Annotated in this window: 19 protein-coding genes and 5 tRNA genes; 11 read left to right on the top strand and 13 right to left on the bottom strand. The window is 69.9% G+C overall.

Going from position 1 to position 20,546, the window contains the following annotated elements:
- Positions 1-67: 67 nt before the first annotated feature.
- Entirely contained in the window at positions 68-706 is a 639-nt protein-coding gene (gene cofC / locus K4G64_RS02955; protein ID WP_221754439.1) for a 2-phospho-L-lactate guanylyltransferase, read from the top strand.
- 9 nt (positions 707-715) lie between these two features.
- Complete coding sequence (locus K4G64_RS02950) at positions 716-919, top strand: hypothetical protein (RefSeq protein ID WP_221754438.1); 204 nt, start codon at positions 716-718, stop codon at positions 917-919.
- 71 nt (positions 920-990) lie between these two features.
- On the opposite strand, the gene K4G64_RS02945 is transcribed toward K4G64_RS02950, so the two are convergent.
- From K4G64_RS02945 to leuC, 4 genes are all read right to left on the bottom strand, one after another.
- The gene (locus K4G64_RS02945) at positions 991-1,632 is read right to left on the bottom strand and encodes an HU family DNA-binding protein (RefSeq protein WP_221754437.1); all 642 of its coding nucleotides are present in this window, start codon (positions 1,630-1,632) and stop codon (positions 991-993) included.
- A gap of 136 nt (positions 1,633-1,768) precedes the next feature.
- Positions 1,769-1,999, bottom strand: coding sequence for a hypothetical protein (locus tag K4G64_RS02940; RefSeq protein WP_221754436.1), 231 nt, complete (start codon positions 1,997-1,999; stop codon positions 1,769-1,771).
- Positions 2,000-2,276: 277 nt separating this feature from the next.
- On the bottom strand, positions 2,277-2,870 hold the full coding sequence (gene leuD, locus K4G64_RS02935) for a 3-isopropylmalate dehydratase small subunit (protein WP_221754435.1): 594 nt from the start codon (positions 2,868-2,870) through the stop codon (positions 2,277-2,279).
- Positions 2,871-2,876: 6 nt separating this feature from the next.
- Positions 2,877-4,304 (bottom strand): 3-isopropylmalate dehydratase large subunit, encoded by a 1,428-nt coding sequence (gene leuC / locus K4G64_RS02930; RefSeq protein ID WP_221754434.1) that lies wholly within the window; start codon positions 4,302-4,304, stop codon positions 2,877-2,879.
- Between the two features lie 195 nt (positions 4,305-4,499).
- On the opposite strand from leuC, the gene ndgR reads away from it, so the two are divergent.
- The gene (gene ndgR, locus K4G64_RS02925; protein WP_003993203.1) at positions 4,500-5,216 is read left to right on the top strand and encodes an IclR family transcriptional regulator NdgR; all 717 of its coding nucleotides are present in this window, start codon (positions 4,500-4,502) and stop codon (positions 5,214-5,216) included.
- Positions 5,217-5,398: 182 nt separating this feature from the next.
- Here ndgR and K4G64_RS02920 read toward each other — a convergent pair.
- From K4G64_RS02920 to K4G64_RS02880, 9 genes are all read right to left on the bottom strand, one after another.
- Positions 5,399-5,471 (bottom strand) — tRNA-Glu (locus K4G64_RS02920).
- A gap of 28 nt (positions 5,472-5,499) precedes the next feature.
- Positions 5,500-5,571 (bottom strand) — tRNA-Gln (locus K4G64_RS02915).
- Positions 5,572-5,591: 20 nt separating this feature from the next.
- Positions 5,592-5,664 (bottom strand) — tRNA-Glu (locus tag K4G64_RS02910).
- 40 nt (positions 5,665-5,704) lie between these two features.
- Positions 5,705-5,777: transfer RNA gene (locus K4G64_RS02905), tRNA-Glu, on the bottom strand.
- 21 nt (positions 5,778-5,798) lie between these two features.
- Positions 5,799-5,870, bottom strand: a tRNA-Gln gene (locus tag K4G64_RS02900).
- Between the two features lie 90 nt (positions 5,871-5,960).
- A complete protein-coding gene (locus K4G64_RS02895) occupies positions 5,961-6,692 on the bottom strand; it encodes an HAD family hydrolase (protein ID WP_221754433.1) in 732 nt (243 codons plus the stop codon).
- A gap of 193 nt (positions 6,693-6,885) precedes the next feature.
- Positions 6,886-8,370: a glutamate--tRNA ligase gene (gene gltX, locus K4G64_RS02890; protein ID WP_221754432.1), complete on the bottom strand. Its 1,485-nt coding sequence runs from the start codon at positions 8,368-8,370 to the stop codon at positions 6,886-6,888.
- On the bottom strand, positions 8,363-9,139 hold the full coding sequence (locus K4G64_RS02885) for a fumarylacetoacetate hydrolase family protein (protein WP_031109874.1): 777 nt from the start codon (positions 9,137-9,139) through the stop codon (positions 8,363-8,365). Before K4G64_RS02885 ends, gltX begins: the two co-directional genes overlap by 8 nt.
- A gap of 172 nt (positions 9,140-9,311) precedes the next feature.
- A complete protein-coding gene (locus K4G64_RS02880) occupies positions 9,312-9,503 on the bottom strand; it encodes a hypothetical protein (RefSeq protein WP_221754494.1) in 192 nt (63 codons plus the stop codon).
- A gap of 602 nt (positions 9,504-10,105) precedes the next feature.
- Here K4G64_RS02880 and K4G64_RS02875 point away from each other — a divergent pair.
- The 8 genes from K4G64_RS02875 to K4G64_RS02840 all read left to right on the top strand — a co-directional run.
- Complete coding sequence (locus K4G64_RS02875) at positions 10,106-14,011, top strand: nitrate- and nitrite sensing domain-containing protein (protein WP_221754431.1); 3,906 nt, start codon at positions 10,106-10,108, stop codon at positions 14,009-14,011.
- Between the two features lie 9 nt (positions 14,012-14,020).
- Positions 14,021-14,434 carry a roadblock/LC7 domain-containing protein gene (locus K4G64_RS02870; RefSeq protein WP_030231800.1) on the top strand — a complete coding sequence of 138 codons (414 nt, stop codon included), beginning with the start codon at positions 14,021-14,023 and terminating at the stop codon, positions 14,432-14,434.
- Between the two features lie 110 nt (positions 14,435-14,544).
- On the top strand, positions 14,545-14,940 hold the full coding sequence (locus K4G64_RS02865; RefSeq protein ID WP_030851927.1) for a DUF742 domain-containing protein: 396 nt from the start codon (positions 14,545-14,547) through the stop codon (positions 14,938-14,940).
- Positions 14,921-15,496 (top strand): ATP/GTP-binding protein, encoded by a 576-nt coding sequence (locus K4G64_RS02860; protein WP_104781463.1) that lies wholly within the window; start codon positions 14,921-14,923, stop codon positions 15,494-15,496. The genes K4G64_RS02865 and K4G64_RS02860 overlap by 20 nt, the downstream gene beginning before the upstream one ends.
- Positions 15,497-15,871: 375 nt before the next feature.
- Positions 15,872-19,186 carry a nitrate- and nitrite sensing domain-containing protein gene (locus K4G64_RS02855; protein ID WP_221754430.1) on the top strand — a complete coding sequence of 1,105 codons (3,315 nt, stop codon included), beginning with the start codon at positions 15,872-15,874 and terminating at the stop codon, positions 19,184-19,186.
- 10 nt (positions 19,187-19,196) lie between these two features.
- The gene (locus tag K4G64_RS02850) at positions 19,197-19,610 is read left to right on the top strand and encodes a roadblock/LC7 domain-containing protein (protein ID WP_003993185.1); all 414 of its coding nucleotides are present in this window, start codon (positions 19,197-19,199) and stop codon (positions 19,608-19,610) included.
- Between the two features lie 94 nt (positions 19,611-19,704).
- Entirely contained in the window at positions 19,705-20,283 is a 579-nt protein-coding gene (locus tag K4G64_RS02845) for a DUF742 domain-containing protein (protein ID WP_097220932.1), read from the top strand.
- On the top strand, positions 20,264-20,546 hold a 283-nt coding region (locus K4G64_RS02840), incomplete at its 3' end, for an ATP/GTP-binding protein (RefSeq protein ID WP_221754429.1). The genes K4G64_RS02845 and K4G64_RS02840, both read left to right, overlap by 20 nt.

Raw genomic sequence — 20,546 nt, 5'->3', positions numbered from 1 at the left:
CCCCGGCACGCCGCCGACCCGAGGCCCCGGGTGACAATGACCGCGACAAGAGGAGGACGGAACACCCGTGCAGTGGACCCTGGTCGTACCCCTGAAGCCCCTGGCCCGCGCCAAGAGCAGGCTTGCGGACACCGCGGACGACGGGCTGCGGCCGGACCTGGCACTGGCCTTCGCCCAGGACACGGTGGCCGCCGCGCTGGCCTGCCCGGCGGTAGGGGATGTGGCAGTCGTCACGGACGACGCCCGGGCGGGCCGCGAGCTGGCCGCCCTCGGTGCCGCGATCATCGCCGACGAGCCGGGCGGCGGCCTCAACGCCGCCCTCGCACACGCGACGCGGTTCGTACGGTCCGCGCGCCCGGCCCGCGCGGTGGCCGCCCTCAACGCCGATCTGCCGGCTCTGCGCCCCGCGGAATTGTCCCGGGTACTCGATGCCGCCACCGAATTCCCGCGCGCATTTCTCCCGGACGCGGCCGCTATCGGCACAACCCTGCTGGCCGCCGCCCCGGGCCGCGAATTGCGCCCGGCCTTCGGCACGGATTCCAGGGCCCGGCACCGCGCCTCCGGGGCGGTGGAACTGCCCTTGACCGCGGTGGATTCCGTACGCCAGGACGTGGACACCGGCGATGACCTGCGCAGCGCGCTGGCCCTGGGGGTCGGCCCTCATACGGCCGCGGCCGCCGCGCGGTTGCTGATCCCCGGGCAGTAGGCTGCGGCCATGCAGGCGACCGCGTACACGTACGACCCCGAAAGCCGCAGCGGGCAGGTGCTCCTGGACGACGGCACCCCGGTGCCCTTCGACGCGGCCGCGTTCGACGCGGGGGGCCTCAGGCTGCTGCGCCCGGGCCAGCGGGTCCGCATCGAGGTGGTGGGCGCCGAGGACGCGCTCCGGATCACTCTGGTGACCCTGCAGACCCTCTGATCACACCCTGAACACGCCGCGGGCCGGACTCCATGCGGAGTCCGGCCCGGCGCGTGAGTACCCCAGCGCCCTTACTTCTTGCGGGCGGTGGTCTTCTTGGCGGTGGTCTTGCGCGCCGTCGACTTCTTGGCAGGCGCCTTCTTGGCCGTGGCCTTCTTCGCCGGGGCCTTCTTCGCGGTGGTCTTCTTCGCGGCGGTGGTCTTGGACGCCGCCGTGGTCTTCTTGGCGGGCGCCTTCTTCGCCGTGGTCTTCTTCGCGGCCGCGGTCTTGGTGGTGGCCTTCTTCGCCGTCGTCTTCTTGGCGGTGGCCTTCTTCGCGGCGGCCGACTTCGCGGTCGCCTTCTTCGCGGCGGCCTTCTTGACCGTCGCGCCGGCACCGCCGGTCAGGCTGCCCTTGGGCGCCTTCTTGACGGAGACCTCGCCGCCACGCGGGAGCTTCTTCGAGCCGCTGACCAGGTCCTTGAAGCCCTGACCGGCGCGGAAGCGCGGAACGGAGGTCTTCTTGACCCGAACCCGCTCGCCCGTCTGAGGGTTGCGGGCGTACCGGGCCGGGCGGTCGACCTTCTCGAACGAACCGAAGCCGGTGACCGAGACCCGCTCACCCCCGACGACCGCGCGGACGATGGCGTCCAGTACGTGGTCGACAGCCTCAGCGGCCTGCTGTCGGCCGCCCATCTTGTCGGCAATCGCTTCTACGAGCTGCGCCTTGTTCACGTCTTCCCCTTCGGAGACATCGCCAGAACGAAAGTGTTCAAGCTTTTTCGCACGTTAGGCAGATATATACCGCAAATCAAACACGAAACGGGCTTATCACCCTTGTGCCGCAGCGAACTCGACGGTGTCCAATGGTTCAGCGTTCCTCGTCGGGGAGACGTCCCTCGTCGAGGTCCGCGGTGAACCGCTCCAGCCGTTTTGCCGCGTCGGCGAGATCGTGCTTGGCCGCGGCCGTAATGACCAGCAGCTTCCGGGTCAGCGCCATCCGTACGCCCTCCGGGACTTGCAGTGCGCGCACTCTTGTGTGCGCTTCCTTGAGTTGGTCCGCGACTGCCGCATAGAGCTCGAGTTGGCCGTCGTGTCCCATGCACAGATTGTGCCATCTGGGGCGAGTTGTCGCCTGCGCAGGGGACAACTGCCGCCTCCGAAGGCCTTCCCGGCACACGTGGAAGTCACGGCTGTACCCCTCGCGTACCCCAGCAACCACCTGCTTAACGTGGGAAGTTGGCAGCTGAACAGCGGGTGGGCAGGGCCGTTCGGGTGCAGACACGGCTGTACCCCCGATCGGGCTGATCGGGGGTACAGAGGGGGTGTTGCGGTGGCCGAAAGTCGCCTTGTTCAGGGGCGGCGGATCGTGCTCCGGATCAGATCTGGATCGTCTGCGGCTTGAACGTGGGGCGCTTCGCCTCGTACGCGGCGATGTCCGCCTCGCTCTTCAGGGTGATCGAGATGTCGTCGAGGCCGTTCAGCAGCCGCCAGCGGGAGTTCTCGTCCAGCTCGAAGGAGGCGGTGATGCCCTCGGCGCGCACCTCGCGGCTCTCCAGGTCGACGGTGATCTCGGCCTGCGGGTCCTTCTCGGTGAGCTCCCACAGCGCGTCCACGGTCTCCTGCTCCAGAACCACCGTGAGCAGGCCGTTCTTGAGCGAGTTGCCGCGGAAGATGTCGGCGAAGCGGGAGGAGATCACGGCCTTGAAGCCGTAGTTCTGCAGCGCCCAGACGGCGTGCTCACGGGAGGAGCCGGTGCCGAAGTCGGGGCCGGCCACCAGCACGGTCGCGCCCTGCCGCTCGGGCTGGTTGAGCACGAACGACGCGTCCTTGCGCCAGGCCTCGAACAGCCCGTCCTCGAACCCGTCGCGCGTGACCTTCTTGAGCCAGTGCGCGGGGATGATCTGGTCGGTGTCGACGTTGCTGCGGCGCAGCGGGACGGCCCGGCCGGTGTGGGTGGTGAAGGCTTCCATGACTGATCAGACTCCAGCGGGCGTGGGGGCGTCGGCGGACAGGTCGGCCGGGGAGGCCAGGTGGCCGAGGACGGCGGTGGCGGCCGCGACCTGCGGCGACACCAGGTGGGTACGGCCGCCCTTGCCCTGCCTGCCCTCGAAGTTGCGGTTGGAGGTGGACGCGGAGCGCTCACCCGGGGCCAGCTGGTCGGGGTTCATGCCCAGACACATCGAGCAGCCCGCGTGCCGCCACTCGGCACCGGCCTCCTTGAAGACGACGTCCAGACCCTCGGAGACGGCCTGCAGACCGACCCGCGCGGAGCCCGGGACGACCAGCATCCGTACGCCGTCGGCGACTTTGCGGCCCTTGACGAGCTCGGCGGCGGCGCGCAGGTCCTCGATGCGGCCGTTGGTGCAGGAGCCTACGAAGACGGTGTCCACCTTGATGGAGCGCAGCGGCTGGCCGGCCTCCAACCCCATGTACTCCAGGGCCTTTTCGGCGGCGAAGCGCTCCGAAGCGTCTTCGTACGAAGCGGGGTCGGGGACGGACGCCGAAAGCGGTGCGCCCTGGCCCGGGTTGGTGCCCCACGTGACGAACGGCGACAGCTCGGCGGCGTCGATGACGACCTCGGCGTCGAACTCGGCGTCGTCGTCCGTCCTGAGCGTCTTCCAGTACGCGACGGCGGCGTCCCACTCCTCGCCCTCGGGGGCGTGCGGGCGGCCCTGGAGGTAGGCGAAGGTGGTCTCGTCCGGGGCGATCATGCCCGCGCGGGCGCCGGCCTCGATCGACATGTTGCAGATGGTCATGCGGGCCTCCATCGAGAGCTTCTCGATGGCCTCGCCGCGGTACTCCAGGACGTAGCCCTGGCCGCCGCCCGTGCCGATCTTCGCGATGATCGCCAGGATCAGGTCCTTGGCGGTGACGCCCTCGGGCAGTTCGCCGTCGACCGTGATCGCCATGGTCTTGGGGCGGGACATCGGCAGCGTCTGGGTGGCCAGCACGTGCTCCACCTGGGAGGTGCCGATGCCGAACGCCAGCGCACCGAAGGCGCCGTGCGTGGAGGTGTGGGAGTCGCCGCAGACGACGGTGGTGCCGGGCTGGGTCAGACCCAGCTGCGGGCCCACGACGTGCACGACACCCTGCTCGACGTCGCCCAGCGGGTGCAGGCGCACGCCGAAGTCGGCGGCGTTCTTGCGCAGCGTCTCCAGCTGGACCCGGGAGACCGGGTCGGCGATGGGCTTGTCGATGTCGAGGGTCGGGGTGTTGTGGTCCTCGGTGGCGATGGTGAGGTCCAGGCGCCGCACGGTGCGGCCGCTCTTGCGGAGGCCGTCGAAGGCCTGCGGGCTGGTCACCTCGTGCAGCAGGTGCAGATCGATGAAGAGAAGGTCGGGCTCGCCCTCCGCGCGCCGGACGACGTGGTCGTCCCAGACTTTCTCCGCGAGTGTCCTACCCATCGCTGTTCCCTCCGGCCGACGACGATCCGCCGACCCAACTAGAGATCTTGAGGAGGCGGTGCCCGTACCCCTGATTCCGGGCACGCACCACCAGGCCCTTACGTCACGGGCCGTTGTGACTTCGTGATTCCAGGGTGGCGCGTTCCACGGAAAATTGAACTTGCGTTTCACAGAGTGAGACGGGAGTATCGTTTCATGGACAACAGTAGCGGCGTCGGCGTTCTGGACAAGGCGGCCCTCGTCTTGAGCGCTCTGGAGTCCGGTCCGGCCACCCTCGCGGGTCTGGTCGGTGCTACCGGACTGGCACGACCCACGGCCCACCGCCTGGCCGTGGCCCTGGAACACCACCGCATGGTGGCGCGCGACATGCAGGGCCGTTTCATTCTCGGCCCGCGCCTGGCAGAGCTTGCCGCGGCCGCGGGTGAGGACCGTCTCCTCGCCACCGCCGGCCCGGTGCTCACGCATCTTCGTGACATCACGGGCGAGAGCGCGCAGCTCTATCGCCGCCAGGGCGACATGCGCATCTGCGTCGCCGCGGCGGAGCGGCTGTCCGGACTGCGGGACACCGTCCCGGTCGGTTCGACGCTCACGATGAAGGCCGGCTCCTCGGCGCAGATCCTGATGGCCTGGGAGGAGCCCGAGCGGCTGCACCGCGGCCTGCAGGGGGCGCGCTTCACGGCGACGGCGCTGTCGGGTGTGCGGCGGCGGGGCTGGGCGCAGTCGATCGGTGAGCGGGAGCCGGGGGTCGCGTCCGTGTCCGCGCCGGTGCGGGGGCCGTCGAACCGGGTGGTGGCCGCGGTGTCCGTGTCCGGGCCGATCGAGCGGTTGACGCGTCACCCGGGGCGGATGCATGCGCAGGCTGTGATCGACGCCGCGGGGCGTCTCTCCGAGGCGTTGCGGCGCACCGGCTGAACCGACGGAGCGTTCCGGGGGAGGCCGGCCTCAACGCCGCGGCAGGCCTTTCCCGACCACGCGCCATGGCACGGACGGTTTGATCGTCGCGTGCGGGCCGGTGGTGGTTGTTCGCGCAGTCCCCCGCGCCCCAACGCATACGCAGAAGGCCCCTCACCGAGGTGAAGGGCCTTCGTAGTGTGTACCCCCGACCGGATTCGAACCGGCGCTACCGCCTTGAGAGGGCGGCGTGCTAGGCCGCTACACAACGGGGGCGTGGAGCCTGCGTTTCCGCAGGTCCGAGCTGGTCTACCTGGACTCGAACCAAGACTAACTGAACCAGAATCAGTCGTGCTGCCAATTACACCATAGACCAATGTGGTTTAGACCAGTCAGTACCCCCGACCGGATTCGAACCGGCGCTACCGCCTTGAGAGGGCGGCGTGCTAGGCCGCTACACAACGGGGGCCCTAGCAGTCCCGAGATGATCGTCGATCGCTCGGAACCAGTACCCCCGACCGGATTCGAACCGGCGCTACTGCCTTGAGAGGGCAGCGTGCTAGGCCGCTACACAACGGGGGCGATGCAGATGAGCTCTGCGAGCTGGCCTACCTGGACTCGAACCAAGACTAACTGAACCAGAATCAGTCGTGCTGCCAATTACACCATAGGCCACTGGAACGCAAGCCCCGGAGGGGGTCCGTGTTCTAGTTGTGCGCCTGGGATTCCGGCCTTCCGGCCCGCTCCCGCGGCGCAGGAAGAACATTACCCGAAGGTGGACGGGGCTCCAAAACGAGTATCCGAGCCCAGCAGGGACGGCAGTTCGGCGAGGGACGCGATGCGGTGCGGTCCGACGGGCGGGTCGATCGTGGCGTACGGACCGCTTCGGTCGATCCACACCGACAGCAGTCCGGCGTCGGCGGCGCCCCGTCCGTCGATCTCCGGGTGGTCGCCGACGTAGGCGACCTGGTGCGGGGGCAGTCCGAGGAATTCGCAGGCCGCCAGGAACGCCCCGGCCTCCGGCTTGGAGATGCCGAGCTCGGCCGCGCACAGGATGGTCTCGAAGCGGTCGTGGACGCCGAGGGCGCGCAGCTTGCGGTCCTGGACGTGGAGGCTGGAGTTGGAGAGCACCGCGTGCCGGTGGCTGGCGGAGAGGGCGTCGAGGACGGGCAGGACGTCCGGGAAGAGGGCCCAGACCGCCTCGTAGTGGGTGACGTACCGCTGGAACCACGCGTCGGCCTCGGCGTCGGTGAGGTCCCGGTCCAGGAACACCCGTACGCGGTCGCGCCGCTGGTCCTCGAAAGTGGCCTCGCCGGCCGAGAAGCGGGCCCATTGCAGGTGGGTGATCTCCCGCCAGTGGTCGATGGCCTGCTCGACGCTGTCGTAGCGGTCGAGCAGGCCCTCGGTCGTGAGGTGGGCGCGCATGCCGAGGCGGTCGGCGGTGGTGTAGTCGAAGAGGGTGTCGTCGACATCCCAGACCACGGCTTGGATGCTCATGTTCCGACCGTACCCACGGCGGTGTGCACTCAGCCCAGGGGCAGGGTGCCGGTCAGCGAGCGTGCGGACGATCTTGCCGAAGGCGTTGGGGACGCAAGGTGGCCGGAAGCATGACCTCCGGGTGACGCCTGGGCGGACACGGCGAGGGCGGCGTCCGAACCGGACGCCGCCCTCGCCGTGTGCTGCCGTGTGCTTACGCGGTGAGCTTCGCCAGCGCCGCGTCGATCCGGGCCAGGGTGGTCTCCTTGCCCAGGACCTCAAGGGACTCGAAGAGCGGCAGGCCGACCGTGCGGCCGGTGACGGCGACACGGACGGGGGCCTGGGCCTTGCCGAGCTTGAGGCCGTGGGCCTCGCCGGCGGCCAGGACGGCCTCCTTGAGCGACTCGGCGGAGGTCCAGTCGGCGGCCTCCAGCTTCTCGCGGGCCGTGCGCAGCAGGGCGTCCGAGCCCTCCTTCATCGCCTTGGCCCAGCTGGCCTCGTCCTCGACCGGCTCCGGCAGGAACAGGAAGTCGACGTTGTCGGTGATCTCGGAGAGGACCTTGAGGCGGGTCTGCGCGTGCGGCGCGATGGCCTGCCACTTCGCCTCGTCGAAGGCCTCCGGGGCCCAGGGGGCGAACGGCGCCTGGAGCCAGGGGCGGCAGCGCTCGGTGAAGTCCTTCACGTCCAGCATGCGGATGTGGTCGCCGTTGATGGCCTCGCACTTCTTCAGGTCGAAGCGGGCCGGGTTGGGCTGCACGTCGGAGATCTCGAACGCCGCGACCATCTCGGCGATCGAGAAGACGTCCTGGTCGGCCGAGAGGGACCAGCCGAGCAGGGAGAGGTAGTTGAGCAGCCCCTCGGGGAGGAAGCCGCGCTCCCGGTAGAGGTTGAGGGAGGCCTGCGGGTCACGCTTGGAGAGCTTCTTGTTGCCCTCGCCCATCACGTACGGCAGGTGCCCGAAGGACGGGATCTCCTTGGCGATGCCCAGCTCGATCAGCGCCTTGTACAGGGCGATCTGGCGCGGGGTGGAGGAGAGCAGGTCCTCGCCGCGCAGGACGTGGGTGATCTCCATCAGGGCGTCGTCGACCGGGTTGACCAGCGTGTACAGCGGGGCGCCGTTGGCGCGGACGATGCCGTAGTCCGGGACGTTCTCCGGGGTGAAGGTCAGCTCGCCGCGGACCAGGTCGGTGAAGGTGATCGTCTCGTCGGGCATCCGGAAGCGGACGATCGGCTCGCGGCCCTGGGCCTGGTACTCCTCGACCTGGGCGGCGGTCAGCTCGCGGCAGTGGCCGTCGTAGCCGGAGGGCTTGCCGGCGGCGCGGGCGGCCTCGCGGCGGGTGTCCAGCTCCTCCTGGGAGCAGTAGCAGCGGTAGGCGTGACCGGCGTCGAGGAGCTTCTGCGCGACGTCCTTGTAGAGGTCCATGCGCTGCGACTGGCGGTACGGCGCGTGCGGGCCGCCGACCTCGGGGCCCTCGTCCCAGTCGAAGCCCAGCCAGCGCATCGAGTCGAGCAGCTGGGTGTACGACTCCTCGGAGTCGCGGGCGGCGTCGGTGTCCTCGATGCGGAAGACCAGGGTGCCCTGGTGGTGCTTGGCGAACGCCCAGTTGAACAGGGCGGTGCGGACCAGGCCCACGTGGGGGTTACCGGTGGGCGAGGGACAGAAACGGACGCGTACTGGAGTGCCGGGTGCGCTAGCCACGCTTGACAACCTTGTTGGTGAGAGTGCCGATGCCTTCGATGGTGACGGCGACCTCGTCGCCGACGTTCAGGGGGCCGACCCCAGCCGGGGTGCCCGTGAGGATCACGTCGCCGGGGAGCAGCGTCATGGCCTCGGAGATGTTGACGATCAGATCCTCGACGGAGTGGATCATCTCGCTGGTCCGGCCCAGCTGGCGCTGCTGGCCGTTGACGGTGAGCTGGATGGTGAGGTCGCTCGCGTCGAGGTCCGTCTCCACCCATGGGCCGAGCGGGCAGGAGCTGTCGAAGCCCTTGGCCCGGGCCCACTGCTTCTCGCGCCGCTGCACGTCGCGGGCGGTGATGTCGTTGGCGCAGGTGTAGCCGAAGATCACGTCCTTGACGCGCTCGCGCGGGACCTCGCGGCACATCCGGCCGATCACCACGGCCAGCTCGGCCTCGTGGTGCACCTCCTCGGAGAACGAGGGGTACTGGATCTCGTCGCCGGGGCCGATCACCGAGGTGGACGGCTTGAAGAAGGCGAAGGGGGCGTCGGGGACCTCGTTGCCCAGTTCCTTCGCGTGCTCGGCGTAGTTGCGGCCGAAGGCGACGACCTTGTTGGGGAGCACCGGCGGCAGCAGCCTGACCTTGCTCACCGGCACCTTGGTCCCGGAGAGCTCGAAGTCCGCGAACGGGATGCCCTTGATGATGTCCAGGACGAGTTCGTCCTGCTTGTCGCCCTCGATGGCGCCGAAGGCGACGTTCCCGTCGATGGAGAACCTGGCGATGCGCACGGGATGCTTGGCCCCTTGACTGAACGGCTGGAGTCTGACGGTCCAGGCTAACGCGGGGAGGTGTCCCCGCCCCGCGCATTACGAAGGGGCGCCCCGTCGCGGGGGGCGCCCCTGGAAAATCCGTGCCCCGCCGACATGAGCATCCGGCGGCCGGCACGCGTACTTGCTGGTGTCACTCCGCGGCCGCGGCGGCCGCGACGGGGATCTCCATCAGGATGGTGCGCTTGGGGTTTGCGGTCTGGGTCGGCAGGTCGACGGGGTGCTCCGGCTGCTCCGGCGTCTGCAGTTCGTCGGCGTCTTCCAGGTGTGCCAGCGTCGTGCGTCGCGGGTTGGCGATCTTGTGGAACATCGTCGTCGTCTTCACTGTTTACGTGACCCTGTCCTGTGGAGGGCGCCGGGCGGGGTGTGAACCCCCGTACGGGCGCGGGTTGTCGGTTGTGCCATCGATGTAAAGCGTCAGGCTAAACATCCGATTCCCCGGCCCGTCCGCGCAGGGGGCATGATCGGCGTGTGAGTTTCCTCACGAACCCGAGGGCGAAACGGTCAATCCGGACTCACACCCCACCCCAACGAAACGGACATTGGCCCACTGAAGCCATCATTCCGCTCCTGATCATGGCGACTGGGACACCCGGCACGGCTCGTCGACTCGCGGGATTACGCCCGAAATGGGCGAACTCGCTTTCTACGACCGGTGATCCGGCACTCACGTGCTGTCACCTACATCACGGCTCGGCCTACGGGCCTTGTTGGAGATCCTGTGCTGTGCTGGAATCTCACGGACCGCCGCGGGATCGAGCCGGCGCACAGGGGGCGCACAGACGCGCCGAGCGGCGGTGAGAAGGGGGAACCAGCGCCGGTCACTCACGACCACCACGGGGGCGTTTTTCAGGGCGTCCCCAGAACGCCGACACCGTGCCCCGCCGTTCAGGCGACGGGGTGCCTGGTCCAGAGGTTGCGACGCTAGTGCAGGGACGTTTCAAGAGGGATGGCAGCGCTTCGGCGGAGCCGGAGCCGCACGGCGGGACTGGCCCCATGAATGGCGGCTCCTCGCCCCAGCACGCCCAGAACCAGGGCCCTGCCGGTGACGGTGGAGAGCGCTCCGGGCCGACGGCATCCGGCTCCACGAGCCCGTCCAAGGGGCTGAGGCCGCCGACGGGTCCGGTGGGACCGGGTCCGCGAATAGCCCTGCGGAACTGGCGCATCTCGACCCGCCTGGTGTCGCTGCTCGCGCTCCCGGTGGTCGCCGCCACGTCGCTGGGCGCGCTGCGCATCAACGACTCCATGGACAACATCCAGCAGCTGGACAACATGAAGCTGCTGACGGATCTGACCAAGCAGGCCACCGACCTGTCGGCCGCGCTCCAGGAGGAGCGCGACCAGTCGGCCGGCCCGCTGGCGCACGGCGGCAAGGCCACGGACTTCACGGTCAAGGGGCTTCGCGAGAAGACCGACCGGGCGATGAAGAACTTCCTCGACAGTTCCGAGGAGATCGACAGCAGCAGCAAGGACGGCAACCTCAAGGGCGTCCGCGAGTACCTCGTGCAGCTCGCCGGCGAACTGGGCGACCTGGAGCAGATCCGCAAGGGCGCCTACGCCTCCGAGGACAACTCCACGCAGACGATCGAGGCGTACCACCGTCTGATCGAGAACCTGATCGACCTCTCCCAGGACATGGCCGAGGCGACCAGCAACCCGGACATGATCCAGCGCACGCGTGCGCTCGCGGCGTTCTCCTCCGCCAAGGAGTACTCCTCGATCCAGCGCGCGGCCCTCGCGGCGGCCCTGCCCGCGAGCAACACCACGACCGGCAAGCTCTCGTCCAACGACCGGCTCTACGCCGAGTCCGCCCTGGAGAGCCAGAACTCCGAGCTCCGCAGCTTCAAGAGCATCTACGGCGAGGACTCCGCCGCCGAGCTGCTCAAGCCGATCGAGGACGGCGGCAACTCGACGATCAAGGCGACCGACACCTACGCGGGTCGCGCCCTGAAGTCGGCGAGCGGTCTCGCCCAGCAGGACAAGCGGTCCTACCGCGACTGGCTGGACGACAGCTCCACCAAGATCCAGCAGATGAAGAACATCGAGCACACGCTGCTCGAGGAGATGGAGCAGAAGGCCCGCGAGCTGCGCAGCGCCACCGAGCGCGACGCGATCATCTCCGGTGCCCTGATCCTGATCGTGCTCGGTGTGTCGCTGGTCGGCGCCTTCGTCGTGGCGCGGTCCATGATCCGCTCGCTGCGCCGCCTGGAGGACACCGCGACCAGGGTCGCCTCCGACCGTCTGCCCGAGCTGGTCAAGCAGCTGTCCGAGTCCGACCCGCAGGACGTCGACACGTCCGTGGAGTCGGTCGGTGTGCACTCCCGGGACGAGATCGGCCGGGTGGCCTCGGCCTTCGACGACGTGCACCGCGAGGCGGTCCGCCTCGCCGCCGAGCAGGCCCTGCTGCGGGGCAACGTCAACGCGATGTTCACCAACCTCTCGCGCCGCTCCCAGGGCCTCATCCAGCGTCAGCTCTCGCTCATCTCCGAACTGGAGTCCCGCGAGGCCGACCCGGACCAGCTGTCCTCGCTGTTCAAGCTCGACCACCTCGCCACGCGCATGCGCCGTAACGGTGAGAACCTCCTCGTCCTCGCGGGTGAGGAGCCCGGCCGCCGCTGGACCCGTCCGGTGCCGCTGGTCGACGTGCTCCGCGCCGCCGCGTCCGAGGTGGAGCAGTACGAGCGCATCGAGCTGGCCTCGGTGCCGACCACTGAAGTAGCCGGCCGCGTGGTCAACGACCTCGTGCACCTGCTCGCCGAGCTGCTGGAGAACGCGACGTCGTTCTCCTCGCCGCAGACCAAGGTCAAGGTCACCGGTCACGCCCTGCCCGACGGCCGGGTGCTGATCGAGATCCACGACACCGGTATCGGCCTGTCGCCGGAGGACCTGGCCGCGATCAACGAGCGGCTCGCCTCTCCCCCGACCGTGGACGTCTCCGTCTCCCGACGCATGGGTCTGTTCGTGGTCGGCCGGCTGTCCCAGCGGCACGGCATCCGCATCCAGCTGCGTCCGTCCGACTCCGGTGGTACGACCGCGCTGGTCATGCTGCCCGTCGATGTCGCCCAGGGCGGCCGCAAGCCCCAGCCCAAGCAGCCCGGTCAGCCGCCGGTCGGTGGCGGCGGTCCCGCCGCCGCTCAGGCCGCCGCAGGTGCGGCCGCGGCCCGGCGTGCCGCCGGGGCCGGCCAGGGCGCCGGTGCCCTCGGGGCCGGCCCGTCCGGTGGTGCCTTCGGTGGCGGCGCTCTCGGGGCCGGTGCGTCCGGCGGTGGCCGGCTCGGTCCGGGTCAGAGCCCGCGGGCCGCGCTGCCCGGGCGGGACGCGGACGGTGGCCGTCCGGGCGCGCCGGGCGGTGCGCGCGGACCGCAGGGTCCCGGCCCGTCGGCGTTCGAGCAGGGTGGTCCCTCGCAGGGCCGTCCGGCTCAGGGCGGTGCCGGTGCGTTCGGCCAGCAGCCGCAGGGCCAGCAGGCTCCGGGTGCCCCGCAGGGTCTGCAGGCCGCGGGTACCAACGGGCCGCAGGGCCAGGACGCCTTCGGCGGTGGCCGGAGCCGGAAGAAGCAGGGCGGCAACGCCGATCAGGGCAAGGGCGGCCGCAGGCAGCTGCCGCCGCGCGGTGGTCCGCGCGCCGAACTGCCGGGTGGCGACTCCCAGCAGCGCGTGCCGAGCTGGAGCGACGAGAACGCCCAGCCGCCGGTGCCGCGCGCCTCGCTGGACGCCCCGCGCGGCCACGAGGAGCCGGACGTCTCCCGCACCTCGTCCCTCCCGCGCGTCGACGACCGGCAGGGCCCGGGCGCGACGACCGAGATGCCGGCCGTGCCCCGCGGCAACGACCGGCAGGGCCTCGGCTCGCCGGCCGACTTCGGTGCCGCTCAGCAGGCGGACCCGTTCGGCCCCGGCGCGAACGCTCCGCAGGACCAGGGCCAGTTCCTCCGTCCGGACGTCTTCGGCACCCCGGGCGGCCGCCCGGACGCGTCGTCCACGTCGGGCCAGTACCCGGCGCCGCAGTCCTACGACAACGGCTCCACCGGTCAGTACCCGGCCCCGCAGTCGTACGACAACGGCTCGACCGGCCAGCACCCGGCGCCCCGCCAGGACGGCAACTCGACGGGCCAGTACCCGGCTCAGCGTCAGGACAACGGCTCCACGGGCCAGTACCCGGCTCCCCGCCAGGACAACGGCTCGACCGGCCAGTACCCCGCACCCCGCCAGGACAACGGCTCCGGGCGGCCCACCCTCCCCGGTCCGGCCACGCAGGCCGACCCGGCGGGCACGGGCCAGTACGAGAGGCCGCAGCCGAACGGTGGTCGGGGCCCGGCCGACTTCGGTGCCTCCCGTCCGCCCGCCCCCCAGACCCGCCCGGTCCGGCAGGAGCCCGAGGCCCTGCCGCCGGCGTCCGGTCCCGGCGACGGTCGTACGCCGCTGTACGACACGCTGGAGACCAACTGGTTCCACGGCCAGCAGGAGCAGCAGCCGCAGAACAACGGCTCCGCTCCGGCCGCCCCGCAGCAACCGCAGGGACCCACCGGTCCGCAGCGGTCCGCACCCGCCGGCTGGCGTACCTCGCCGAACGACGACCTCGTCCGCCAGGCCGAGCGAGTCCGCCAGCCCGCCGCGGGTGGTGTCACCACCTCCGGCCTGCCGCGCCGGGTGCCCCGGGCCAACCTCGTCCCGGGCACGGCTCAGCAGCAAACCCACCAGAGCGGTCCGCAGGTCTCGCGTGCGCCCGATGACGTGCGCGGCCGGCTGACCAATCTCCGTCGGGGAATCGCACAGGGTCGTCAGGCCGGGTCCACCCAGACCGGCAGCCACCCACGGCCCACTCACCAGCAGGAGCGTTAGTTGAGTCCGATGAGCCAGGCGGCACAGAATCTCAACTGGTTGATCACCAACTTCGTGGACAACACCCCCGGGGTGTCCCACACCGTCGTCGTGTCCGCCGACGGTCTCCTCCTGGCGCTGTCCGAGGGCTTCCCGCGCGACCGCGCCGACCAGCTCGCGGCCGTCGCCTCGGGCCTGACGTCACTGACGGCAGGCGCCTCCCGGATCTTCGAGGGAGGTGACGTGGCGCAGACGGTCGTGGAGATGGAGCGGGGATTCCTCTTCCTGATGTCCGTCTCGGACGGCTCGTCCCTGGCCGTACTCGCCCACCCCGAGTGCGACATCGGCCTCGTCGGCTACGAGATGGCGCTCCTGGTCGACCGCGCGGGCGCGGTCCTCACCCCGGACCTGCGAGCTGAGCTCCAAGGCAGTCTGCTCCACTGATCGGCCCCGGCACCACCCGTCTCACCACATCACCGTCCGGCCGCCACACACCCCACACAGGCCCCGTCAGACGGCTTGCTGACCGACTTGCTGTCCCGCCCGGAGGACCCATGACCCCGCCTACCGCCTCTCATGATCCGTACGCGGAGCCGTACGAGGACGAGGGCGACCAGCCGCTGGTACGGCCGTACGCCATGACCGGCGGCCGGACCAGGCCGCGCTACCAGCTGGCGATCGAGGCACTGATCAGCACGACCGCGGATCCCGCCGCGCTGATGGGACTGCTCCCGGAGCACCAGCGGATCTGCCACCTGTGCCGTGAGGTGAAGTCGGTGGCCGAGGTCTCGGCGCTGCTCAACATGCCGCTGGGTGTGGCCCGGATCCTGGTCGCGGACCTCGCCGAGGCCGGTCTCGTCGCGATCCACCAGCCGGGCGGCGACGACGCCACCGGCGCACCGGACGTGACACTGCTCGAAAGGGTGCTCAGTGGACTTCGCAAGCTCTGACGCGGGTCGATCGACCACCTCCGCGAAGATAGTGGTGGCGGGCGGCTTCGGCGTGGGCAAGACCACGTTCGTGGGTGCCGTCTCGGAGATCAACCCGCTGCGCACCGAGGCCGTCATGACGTCCGCTTCAGCGGGCATCGACGACCTCACCCACACCGGGGACAAGACCACCACCACGGTGGCCATGGACTTCGGCCGAATCACCCTGGACCAGGACCTGATCCTGTACCTCTTCGGTACGCCCGGTCAGGACCGCTTCTGGTTCATGTGGGACGACCTGGTGCGCGGCGCCATCGGCGCGGTGGTGCTCGTGGACACCCGGCGCCTGGCCGACTGCTTCCCGGCCGTGGACTACTTCGAGAACAGCGGGCTGCCGTTCGTCGTCGCGCTGAACGGGTTCGACGGGCAGCAGCCCTACCAGCCCGAAGAGGTGCGCGAGGCGCTGCAGATCGGACCGGACACCCCGATCATCACAACGGACGCCCGGCACCGGGCCGATGCGAAGAGTGCCCTGATCACGCTGGTCGAGCACGCTCTGATGGCACGGCTGAGGTAGCACCCAAATCAGAAGTGCCATACGGCAGTTGTCGTAGATGCACCGGAGCCGGCTGTGTCCTTTGACACGGTCGGCCAAGGTGTTCATAACGTTTCGGCAGAGGAATCGGGTGGTATGGCCACTCGTCGCGCACATCCGGTCTCGCTGCGCGCACAATCGCCCCGCCTTTTGGCGGGGCTCGCTCTTTATGACCGTTTTATCTGGGGCTTACATCACCCCGATTCCCCGCCTCGGACTGTTTGGAAGAGCGCAGGTCGTCGTGCTGGAATGCCTGAACTGCCCAATAGTCAATGACGTACTCGTCCGTCGCCGACGACTGGGCTCTGAACACTGCGGCACAACGTTGGTGCCGACCGCCGAGAGGTTGTTGGTCGAGTGAGGCGAAGCAAGAACAGTCCCGAGCCGTCGGCCCGGGGCAACTTCACCCCGCCGCCGCGCACAGCGGCGCCCGCCCCCGTGCCCGGTTCGGAACCGGCGGCCGCGCCCGCCGAGAGCGGCGGCCGTCTCTCCCCGCGCAACTGGCGCGTGGCGACCCGGCTCAACGCGATCCTGCTCATACCCGTGGTCGTCGGCCTCGTCATGGGCGGCTTCCAGGTGAAGAGCTCGATCGACACCTGGCAGGAGGCCGAGGACGCGGAGAACACCGCGCGCCTGGTCCGCGCCTCGCTGCTCTACGCCAACGCGCTCTACAACGAACGTGACGGCTCGGCCGCGCCCCTGCTGAAGGGCAGCGCCCAGAACGCCCAGGACAAGGCGACCGTCACCCAGCTCCGCAAGGCCACCGACGAGGCGGCCGACGCGTTCGACACCGCCGCGCAGGACATGCCTGCCAAGCCCGGCCTGGAGCGCCGGCTCGACCTCTTCCGCAAGGCGGAGCCCAAGCTGGCCACCCTGCGCCAGGTCGCCTACACCTCCAAGCTCAAGGGCGTCCAGACCGAAGAGGGCTACGTCGAGGTCGCCCACCCGCTGACCGAGTTCGCCAACGAGCTCGGCCTCGGCACCGGCAACATCACCAGCTACGGCCGGACCGTGTACGCCATGGAGCTGACCAAGGCGGCCCTGTCGCTGCAGCGGTCCATCGGCATGCACATCCTGGTCAAGCCGGGCCCGGACGCCGGCAACCTCGCCAGCCAGCGCATCGCCCTCTCCTCGTACGCCTACCTCGAGCGCATCGCCGTGCAGGAGTACATCGGCGGTGGCACCCAGCAGGACGCGGACAAGCTCGAGGCCGCCGAGGCCAAGCTCAAGGCCGACGGTGCCGCGATGGCCCGCGAGGCCAAGGGCAAGAACCCGGACTACGTGCCGCCGCCCGCCAACCCGACGACGATGATCTCGGCCGTGGCGACACTGCCGAGCACGGACCCGAGCGCCCGTGCCGCACTCGCCGAGAAGGGCGTCACCGCCGAGAACTGGTGGGCGGTCAACACGCTCAAGTTCAACGCGTACGAGAAGATCGAGACGGACATGGCCGACAAGGCCGTGAGCGAAGCGTCCGACATCGCCGACGACGCCCAGCGTGACGCCTACATCACCGGTGCCGCCGTCGTGGTCGCCCTGCTCCTGGCCTTCATCCTGGCCGGTGCGGTCGCCCGCCAGATGAGCCGCTCGATGCGCCAGCTGCGCAACGCCGCCTTCGGCATCGCCGAGCAGCGTCTGCCGATGCTGGTCGACCAGCTCTCCCGCACCGATCCCGGCCGTGTCGACACCCGTGTCCAGGCCATCCCGATCTCCACCACGGACGAGATCGGCGAAGTCGCCCGCGCCTTCGACCAGGTCCACCGCGAGGCCGTCCGGCTCGCCGCCGAGCAGGCCCTGTTGCGGGGCAACATCAACGCGATCTTCACCAACCTCTCGCGCCGCAACCAGTCGCTGATCGAGGGCCAGCTGACCCTGATCACCGACCTGGAGAACAACGAGGCCGACCCGGACCAGCTGGAGAACCTCTTCAAGCTGGACCACCTCGCGACCCGTATGCGCCGCAACGGCGAGAACCTCCTGGTCCTCGCCGGCGAGGAGCCCGGCCGCCGCTGGGACCAGCCGGTCCCGCTGGTCGACGTGCTGCGCGCCGCCTCCTCCGAGGTGGAGCAGTACGAGCGCATCGAGCTCTCCGGCGTCCCGGAGGCCGAGATCCACGGCCGCGCCGTGACCGACCTCGTGCACCTGCTCGCCGAGCTGCTGGAGAACGCGACGACGTTCTCCTCCCCGCAGACCAAGGTGCGTGTGACCGCGACCCGTCTCCCCGACGGCCGCGTGATGATCGAGATCCACGACAAGGGCATCGGCCTGACCGCCGAGGACTTCGCGGACATCAACCACAAGCTGGCCAACCCGCCGACCGTGGACGCCGCGATCTCGCAGCGCATGGGCCTGTTCGTGGTCGGCCGGCTGTCCGACCGGCACGGCATCCGCGTCCAGCTGCGCCCCTCGGGCGAGCAGGCCGGCACCACCTCGCTGGTCATGCTGCCGGACGCGATCACCCACGGTGGTGGCGGCGAGCAGCACGTGGACCGCGACGAGTTCACCGTCTCGCAGATCATCCCGGAGCAGAACTTCGGCGGCGAGGACTTCAACCAGCAGCAGTCCATGCGCACGGCCGCGGAGCTCGGCTTCGACGACAGCCGCTACTCCGACGTCCCCGACGACATACGGGAGCTGGACCCTGTCGGCCGCTCCCTGATGCGCGAGGAGCGCCGGGCGGCCCTGGAGTCGCAGTCGAACGAGCAGCCCGCTCTGCCCGGGCAGAGCGGCCCGCAGCACGACCAGGCGACCGGGTACCGCGACGAGTACAACGGGCAGCAGGGCTACGACGCCGGACAGGCCTACGACACCGGCCAGAACGGCTACCCGGAGCAGCAGCCGTCCGCGTACGACCGCCAGACGCCGTACGAGCAGCAGCAGCCGTCGTACGACGAGCAGCGGCACACGGCGTACGAGGAGCCGCAGCGCTCTGCGTACGACGAGCAGTACTACGCGCCGGGCGGCGGTGTGCCGCAGAACGACACCTTCTCGCCGAACGGCGGCTACCCGGAGCCCTCCTATGCGGAGCCGGCCCAGGAGGAGCCCGCGGCGCCGAACTCGGGCGGGCAGAGCGGTTTCGCGGCGTTCGAGCAGCGGCGTCACCAGGACGACTGGCCGCAGCAGGACGGCTACCGGAACGGCTACCCGAGCCAGTACCCTTCTCAGGCCCAGGAAACGGAATCTGCGCAGGCCGCTGACGCGAGTGAGCAGGACCGCGTAGGCTTCGACCGGCCGGGACCGACCCAGTCCGCCGCCCCGTCGCTCACCGACGCCGGGCTTCCCCGTCGCGGAGCCACCGCGAGCGGTGCGAACGGCACGGGCGGCGCACGGCACGTGAGCCAGGAACCTGCGGCCTCCACCCCGGAGAGCAACGGCGACAGCGACTGGCGCTCGGCCAACGACGAGCGGTGGCAGCAGGCCTCGCAGCTCCGGAAGCCGAAGGCCGGCGGGGTCACCTCCTCCGGCCTGCCGAGGCGGGTACCCAAGGCCAACCTGATCGAGGGTGCCGCCGAAAGCACCCCCCAGGGAGGCCCCCAGGTCTCCCGTGCTCCGGAGGACGTCCGGGGCAGGCTGAGCAATCTGCGTCGGGGCGTCCAGCGCGGACGCAGCGCAGGCAGTGAAACGAACGGCCAGGGCTTCGGTCCTGACAGCACCTACAACCAGGAGCGTTAGTGTGAGCCCGATGAGCCAGGCGGCACAGAACCTGAACTGGTTGATCACCAACTTCGTGGACAACACCCCGGGGGTGTCCCACACGGTGGTGGTCTCCGCCGACGGACTCCTTCTGGCGATGTCCGAAGGGTTCCCCCGCGACCGTGCCGACCAGCTCGCGGCCGTCGCCTCCGGTCTGACGTCCCTGACGGCAGGCGCCTCCCGGATCTTCGAGGGAGGCGCGGTGAACCAGACGGTTGTGGAGATGGAGCGGGGATTCCTCTTCATCATGTCCGTATCCGACGGCTCGTCCCTCGCCGTCCTCGCACATCCGGAGGCGGACATCGGCCTCATCGGGTACGAGATGGCACTGCTGGTCGACCGAGCCGGTACGGTCCTGACACCGGACCTTCGCGCAGAGCTCCAGGGGAGCCTGCTCAACTAACTGACGGACGGTGCGTTTTGGCGTCCCGTGGCCGTAAGGTTTCGGGACGCGGCTCCACAGCGATGGGTGCCAGGCACAGTCGGAGGAGGAGAAAGTGGCAACACCCCCAGGCGGTTCGTCTTCGGGCAACTGGTCGTACGGCCCTGCCCAGGGCCAGGGCGACGGTGGTCAGAACCCGAACCGTTACAACTTCCCCTCCGCACCGAGCCACCGGCAGCCGTACGCGCCGCAGGGCCCCGGCCCTTCGCCGTACGACCAGCCGCCGGCGCCGCGCATCCAGCCCGTGCAGCCGCAGCGCCGCACCCCCGAGCCGTCGCCCGCCGGGGGGTCGAACAACCCGCTGGTGCGTCCGTACGCCATGACCGGCGGCCGGACCCGCCCGCGCTACCAGCTCGCCATCGAGGCGCTGGTGCACACCACTGCGCAGCCGCACCAGATGCAGGGCCAGTTGCCCGAGCATCAGCGGATCTGCAACCTCTGCCGGGAAATCAAGTCGGTCGCCGAGATCTCGGCGCTCCTCACGATCCCTCTCGGCGTGGCCAGGATCCTCGTCGCCGACTTGGCGGAGGCGGGACTGGTCGCCATCCATCAGCCCGGCGGCGACGAGAACGCCGGCGGCCAGCCAGACGTGACACTGCTCGAAAGGGTGCTCAGTGGACTTCGCAAGCTCTAGCGGAGGGCCTTCCCGCTCCACCACGTCCGCGAAGATCGTGGTGGCTGGCGGCTTCGGCGTGGGCAAGACCACGTTCGTGGGTGCCGTCTCGGAGATCAACCCGCTGCGCACCGAGGCCGTCATGACGTCCGCTTCGGCGGGCATCGACGACCTCACCCACACCGGGGACAAGACCACCACCACGGTGGCCATGGACTTCGGCCGAATCACCCTGGACCAGGACCTGATCCTGTACCTCTTCGGTACGCCCGGTCAGGACCGCT

This window comes from Streptomyces sp. WAC04114, assembly GCF_019733245.1.
GTDB lineage: Bacteria > Actinomycetota > Actinomycetes > Streptomycetales > Streptomycetaceae > Streptomyces > Streptomyces massasporeus_A.
Note: the sequence above shows the minus strand (reverse complement) of the source record. Positions and strands in the feature narration are given on the sequence as shown.